Below are 4,311 nucleotides of genomic sequence, written 5' to 3'. Positions count from 1 at the left end.
GGACGTCGGGCGCCGACCGCAGCGCCTCCTCGACGGTGCGGGTCTTCCCGATCCCGGCCGGACCGGCCACCAGCACGAGCCCGCCCTGGCCGGCCTCGGCAGCGTCGATCCGCCGGCGCAGGGTCGCCAGCTCGACGCCGCGCCCCACGAACGGGCTCGCGTCGGCGTCCGCCGCGGCTGCCGGGTCGGCCACCGCCGGAGTATGTCGTGCCCGCCCCCGCGTGCGTACCGCATTTGCGTACCCGGGATCAGTGGTCCCACGGATGGCCCGGCGTCCCGTCCACCGGATCGTCGTCCCCGTCGCGGACCGGCCCTGGTCCGCCAGGACCGAGGGAGGACTCCCATGTACGCCACCATCCACCGCTTCCGGCGCTGGCCGGACGAGGAGAGCGAGGAGTGGGGCCGCGGTCTGCTCGGCACGCTCCTGGCCGGCGCGTCGCCCGCCGGCGCGTGCGTCCTGGGCCGGCTCGAGGGCATGGACGGCGCGGTGTTCGCGCTCTGGGACGACGAGACGGAAGCCACGGCCGCCGCCACCCGTCCCGGCGAGGGCGCACGGCTGCTGGACGCATCCGTCTACGCCGTCGTCGAGACGGACCCCGGCGTCGCCCGGACCGAGATGCCCCGTTTCGCGCAGCTGGTCTGGATCAACGGGACCGGCGATCCGGACCGGGCCGACGCCGCGATCCGCGCCGGGCGGGAACGCATCGCCCCGGCGACCCGCGACGTCGAGGGCGTCGTGGGCACCTGGGTGCTCCGTTCCCGGGACTCACGGATGGTCGTCGTCACCCTGGTGACCAGCGTGGACACCCCCGAGGCCCTCCGCCGGGCCATCCTCGGCACCGAGCTGCTGGCCTGGGAGGACCCGGCGCAGCTCACCGAGCCGGACCGGATCGACATCGACCGGGTGCTCGTCGCCCAGGTGCCGATCGAGGTGCGGTCGTGACCGCCCAGCTGCGGAGCCTGCACCCGGCCGCCGGCACCTGGTCGGTGTCCGACAGCCGCACCCGGGTGACCTTCACCGTCTCGAACTTCGGGCGCCCGGTGCACGGCTCCGTCACCTGCAGCCGGGGCGAGGTGGAGGTCGACGACGCCGGCAACCCGGTGCGGGTGCGGGCCGAGCTGGACCTGGAGACCCTCGTCACCGGCATCGGGAAGCGGGACTCCGACCTGCGCAAGCCGCACTTCCTCGACATCGACCGGCAGCCGGTGATGACGTGGGCGGCCGACCGGTTCACCCCCGACGAGGAGGGCCGCTGGACGGCCGACGGCGAGCTCTCGGTCCGCGGGGTGTCGGCTCCGCTGGCGGTGACCGGGATGCCGGAGTCGGCGGCGCTGGACGGGAGCTGGGTGCGCGTCCGCGCCACCGGCGCCATCGACCGGACGGCGGTGGGCATCCGGGCACCGCGGTTCCTGATCGGGCGCCTCGTCGGCGTCGAGATCGACGCCTGGCTGACGATGTCCCGTCGCCCGTGACGCGAGTGTGCGCTGATCGTGGTCATCCCGTACGGAGACCACGATCAGCGCACGGTCGCGGTGCGGCTCGCGAGGCGGTTCGGACGCCGGGGGACAATGGGCGCATGAGCGAGGAGCAGACCGAGGACCGCAGCATCGGCAAGCGGGCGAGCGAGCTGAACGCCACCATCCGCTACACGATGTGGTCGGTCTTCAAGCTGACCCGCCCGCTCGGGGACGACGAGCGGTCCGCCGCCGCCGACGAGGCGTCCGCCCTGCTCGACGAGCTGGCGGGCAAGGACGTCGTCGTCCGCGGGGTGTACGACGTCGCCGGGCTGCGGGCCGACGCCGACGTCATGGTCTGGTGGCACTCCGAGACGCCCGAGGCGCTGCAGGAGGCCTACACCCGGCTGCGGCGCACCGCCCTGGGCCGCCACCTCGAGCCGGTGTGGTCGCAGATGGCCCTGCACCGGCCGGCGGAGTTCAACCGCAGCCACATCCCGGCGTTCCTGGCCGACGAGGAGCCGCGGCGCTACGTCTGCGTCTACCCGTTCGTGCGGTCCTACGAGTGGTACCTGCTGCCCGACGAGGAGCGGCGGGACATGCTCAAGGAGCACGGCATGCAGGCCCGCGGTTACCCCGACGTGCGCGCGAACACCGTCGCCTCGTTCGCGCTCGGTGACTACGAGTGGATGCTGGCCTTCGAGGCCGACGAGCTGCACCGCATCGTCGACCTCATGCGGGAGCTGCGCGCCAGCCGGGCGCGGCGGCACGTGCGCGAGGAGGTGCCGTTCTACACCGGCGTCCGGAAGCCCGTCGCCGAACTGGTCCGCGACCTGCCCTGAGGTGCCGAAATGGCGCTTTCGGCACCTCGGGGGGCTCAGCTGTCGGCGGGCTTCAGGCGGATCGACACCGAGTTGATGCAGTAGCGGTCGCCGGTGGGCGTCTGCGGGGCGTCGTCGAAGAGATGCCCCATGTGGCTGTGGCAGCTGCCGCAGAGCACCTCGGTGCGGACCATCCCGTAGCTGCGGTCCTCGCGGAGGATCACGTTGTCCCCGGCGGACGGCGCGTAGAACGACGGCCAGCCGCAGTGGCTGTCGAACTTGGTCTCCGACCGGAACAGCTCGGCGCCGCACGCGCGGCACTCGTAGACACCGACGGTCTTGGTGTCGACGTACTCGCCGGTCCACGCGCGCTCGGTGCCGGCCTGGCGGAGCACGGCGTACTCCTCGGGCGCCAGCTGCGCGCGCCACTCCTCGTCGGTCTTGCTGACCTTGGGCTGCTTCTCCGCGGACGTGGTCATGCCCCCACGGTACGAGGGCGGCGCCACCGGGGCCTGGCGGAGACTGGGGGAGTGAGCATCCCCGATCAGCCCCTGCCCGACACCTGGTTCACCCGTGACCTGCCCGTCCTGCGCGCCATCGCCCGCCTCGTGGACGGCTCCGACCACGGCAGCTCGCCCTACCTGCTGGGGTCGGTCGTGCCCGCCAGCGGCCTGCCGAAGGCCGAGGTCGTCGCCGCGGCGCAGGCACTCGCGGCGGCGGGCTACATCGAGCCGCTCACCAACCACGCCGGGGACATCGTCCGGATCACCGCGATCTCGGCCGAGGCACGGCGGCTGGCCGGGCTCTGGCCCACGCCGCAGGGGGAGTGGGACCGGCTCGTCGAGCAGCTCACCGCCCGGGCCGGGAACGCCCCGACCGAGGTCGAGCGGCAGCGGTGGCGGGCGTTCGCCGACGCCGCCGTGGCGGTCGGGCCGGACGACGGCGCGCTGCTGATGTCGGCGCTCATCGGGGGGTACGTCCCCCGTCGACGCTGACGAGCCGTGCACGAACGACAGCGCCCCCGCCCGGAGAACCGGGCGGGGGCGCTGTGCTGATCAGCAGATCAGAGGGGGGTGACGTTCGCCGCCTGCGGGCCCTTCTGGCCCTGCTCGATGTCGAACGCGATCCGCTGGCCTTCATCGAGCGAGCGGTACCCGCTGGACTGGATGGCCGAGTAGTGGACGAAGACGTCCGGTCCGCCACCGTCGGGGGTGGCGAAGCCGAACCCCTTCTCAGCGTTGAACCACTTCACTGTTCCTTCGGGCATTGCTCGCTCCTTGCTGAGGTCGTGCATCGGGGTCCTGCCATAGCGCAGGGCCTTCCCGACGCGACAACCCTAGCGGCATCCGTCCACTTGGGAACACCTGCCGGCGCTCCTGATCTCTCGGGACCGCCGTGACGGGGGCTCGCGGGCACCGCGATCCCCTCAGAGCGCGTTCTGCCCGATGGCCAGCCGGTCGATCCAGCCGCCCTGGGACAGCCACCCGGACCACGTGCCGTTGGGCGCGACCTGCCACTTGTGCCACAGCGCCTTGTCCGCGCCGCGGGCGAAGACCTCGAGCCGGCCGTCGTTGTTCTGGTCGACGTCGAGCAGGTCGATCCAGCCGCCCTGGGACAGCCAGCCCGACCACGTGCCGTTCGGGGCCACCTGCCACTTGTGCCAGAGCGCGCGGTCGGACCCCCGGGCGAAGACCTCGAGCCGCCCGTCGGCGTTCTTGCCGACGTCCAGCAGGTCGATCCAGCCGCCCTGGGACAGCCAGCCCGACCACGTGCCGTTCGGGGCCACCTGCCACTTGTGCCAGAGCGCGCCGTCGGACCCGCGCACGAACGCCTCGAGCCGGCCGTCGTCGTTGCGGCCGACCGCCAGCCGGTCGATCCAGCCGCCCTGCGACAGCCAGCCCGACCAGGTGCCGTTCGGGGCGACCTGCCATGTGTGCCAGAGCGCCTTGTCGGCGCCACGGACGAAGACCTCCATGCGGCCGTCGGCGTTCTGACCGACGGCCAGGTCGTCGATCCAGCCGCCGAGGGACTGCCA

General features: G+C 73.0%; 8 protein-coding genes. 4 read left to right on the top strand and 4 right to left on the bottom strand.

Going from position 1 to position 4,311, the window contains the following annotated elements; all coding sequences use genetic code 11:
• Positions 1–193, bottom strand: a 193-nt coding sequence (locus tag E4P40_RS26575; RefSeq protein WP_209305540.1) for an ATP-binding protein, incomplete at its 3' end; no start/stop codon positions are given.
• Positions 194–343: 150 nt separating this feature from the next.
• On the opposite strand from E4P40_RS26575, the gene E4P40_RS26570 reads away from it, so the two are divergent.
• From E4P40_RS26570 to hemQ, 3 genes are all read left to right on the top strand, one after another.
• Positions 344–943 (top strand): hypothetical protein, encoded by a 600-nt coding sequence (locus E4P40_RS26570; RefSeq protein ID WP_135161308.1) that lies wholly within the window; start codon positions 344–346, stop codon positions 941–943.
• Positions 940–1,473, top strand: a complete 534-nt coding sequence (locus E4P40_RS26565; RefSeq protein WP_209305539.1) for a YceI family protein — start codon at positions 940–942, stop codon at positions 1,471–1,473. Before E4P40_RS26570 ends, E4P40_RS26565 begins: the two co-directional genes overlap by 4 nt.
• A 104-nt stretch (positions 1,474–1,577) precedes the next feature.
• Positions 1,578–2,297: a hydrogen peroxide-dependent heme synthase gene (gene hemQ / locus E4P40_RS26560; RefSeq protein ID WP_135161307.1), complete on the top strand. Its 720-nt coding sequence runs from the start codon at positions 1,578–1,580 to the stop codon at positions 2,295–2,297.
• Between the two features lie 35 nt (positions 2,298–2,332).
• Here the strand turns inward: hemQ and msrB are convergent, their stop codons facing one another.
• Entirely contained in the window at positions 2,333–2,755 is a 423-nt protein-coding gene (gene msrB, locus E4P40_RS26555) for a peptide-methionine (R)-S-oxide reductase MsrB (RefSeq protein WP_135161306.1), read from the bottom strand.
• A gap of 51 nt (positions 2,756–2,806) precedes the next feature.
• Here msrB and E4P40_RS26550 point away from each other — a divergent pair, with 51 nt between their 5' ends.
• Positions 2,807–3,271 (top strand): hypothetical protein, encoded by a 465-nt coding sequence (locus tag E4P40_RS26550; protein ID WP_135161305.1) that lies wholly within the window; start codon positions 2,807–2,809, stop codon positions 3,269–3,271.
• Positions 3,272–3,339: 68 nt separating this feature from the next.
• On the opposite strand, the gene E4P40_RS26545 is transcribed toward E4P40_RS26550, so the two are convergent.
• Complete coding sequence (locus tag E4P40_RS26545; protein WP_014377016.1) at positions 3,340–3,543, bottom strand: cold-shock protein; 204 nt, start codon at positions 3,541–3,543, stop codon at positions 3,340–3,342.
• 159 nt (positions 3,544–3,702) lie between these two features.
• The coding region (locus E4P40_RS26540) for a hypothetical protein (protein WP_209305538.1) at positions 3,703–4,311 on the bottom strand (609 nt) is incomplete at its 5' end.

Source organism: Blastococcus sp. CT_GayMR20, assembly GCF_004570345.1.
The sequence above is the reverse complement of the archived record's forward strand: the minus strand, read 5'-3'. Positions and strand labels throughout refer to the sequence as shown.

Excerpts from the sequence above, each read along its gene's own strand:
- E4P40_RS26545 (WP_014377016.1), bottom strand. The coding sequence starts at position 3,543 with ATGCCCGAAGGAACAGTGAAGTGGTTCAACGCTGAGAAGGGGTTCGGC.
- msrB (WP_135161306.1), bottom strand. The coding sequence starts at position 2,755 with ATGACCACGTCCGCGGAGAAGCAGCCCAAGGTCAGCAAGACCGACGAG.
- E4P40_RS26570 (WP_135161308.1), top strand. The coding sequence starts at position 344 with ATGTACGCCACCATCCACCGCTTCCGGCGCTGGCCGGACGAGGAGAGC.
- hemQ (WP_135161307.1), top strand. The coding sequence starts at position 1,578 with ATGAGCGAGGAGCAGACCGAGGACCGCAGCATCGGCAAGCGGGCGAGC.